We start from the raw sequence: 1,134 nt of genomic DNA, 5'->3' as shown, positions 1-1,134 counted from the left end.
ATGAACAGCAATGCTTCGCCGCATGATTATGCGCTTAAGCCATCGGATGTCAAAAAAGTTCATAGTGCCGATATGGTCATCTGGTTCGGCCCTGACCTAGAAGCCTTTCTGACTAAGGTGATTGGTTCAAAAGAAAATGTTATCAAGATCAGTGATATTCCCGGAATCAACTTGCGAGAGTTCGGACACGAAGAGCATGACCACGATGCACATGAAGGGCACCACCACGGTAGCCATGACCCGCATTTTTGGTTAGGTATCGAGCAAGTTGAAGTAGCTGCAAAATACATCTCAGCTAAGTTGATTGAATCTGATCCAGACAACGCAATGGCGTACCAAGAGAATCTCGATTCATTCCTGATTGCATTGAAAGAGAAGCAACAGTCTATTCGAGAGCAACTTGCACCCGTGAAAGACAAAGGTTACTACGTTTTTCATGACGCGTATGGTTACTTTGAGCAAGAGTTTGAGCTAAATAACTTAGGTCACTTTACGGTGAGCCCAGAGCGTAAGCCGGGTGCAAAAAGCCTGATCGCTATTAAGAAAACGATAGTACGTGAAAACGTTCAATGTGTGTTTTCTGAGCCTCAATTCACTCCTGCTGTGATTGAATCAGTGACGCGCGGAAGTAACGCAAAACAAGGTCAGCTTGACCCTATCGGTTCAACAGTTGAAGTGAAGAGTGGAAGCTATTTCGATTTTCTTCAGCAACTTACAGATAGCTATACAAGTTGCTTAGACGAGAAGTAAGTCATAAACGAGTATTCTTTACTCTACTTTGCTCTCGTTAATTTATGAATCATGCCGCTTTTTGCGGCATTTTCGTGACCGCTAAGATAAAACCTCCTAACAAATAACAAACCTCCTTTCTCCTTTTCTAATTTCCGCTAAAATGGAAAGATAATAATAAGCACAAAAAAACTCAGTTTTTGGTTTAGCAACGATAAGACGTTGTGGTACCCAAAATTTCATGTGTTGTTGCTGTTCAGGATTAAGAGTTGTATCGAATTATCTTCAAAATGTTCATGTTAATGAGCATTTCATTTAGCGTTCTAGCGGTAAATACCTCGCCCTCCGTTTTCTATCCTTTGCCCGCTCAAGCGCAAGGGAATTTCCTTGCGGCTAAAAACTTGT

Annotated in this window: 1 protein-coding gene; it reads left to right on the top strand. The window is 41.8% G+C overall.

The window, feature by feature from the left end; translation table 11 throughout:
• A partial coding sequence (gene znuA, locus AB4512_RS21235; protein ID WP_372175594.1) for a zinc ABC transporter substrate-binding protein ZnuA occupies positions 1 to 750 on the top strand: 750 nt, incomplete at its 5' end.
• Positions 751 to 1,134: the final 384 nt, after the last annotated feature.

Source organism: Vibrio sp. 10N.222.52.B7, assembly GCF_041474275.1.
In the GTDB taxonomy this organism is placed as follows: Bacteria; Pseudomonadota; Gammaproteobacteria; order Enterobacterales; family Vibrionaceae; genus Vibrio; species Vibrio crassostreae_C.
This window is presented reverse-complemented; position numbering and strand designations above follow the sequence as displayed.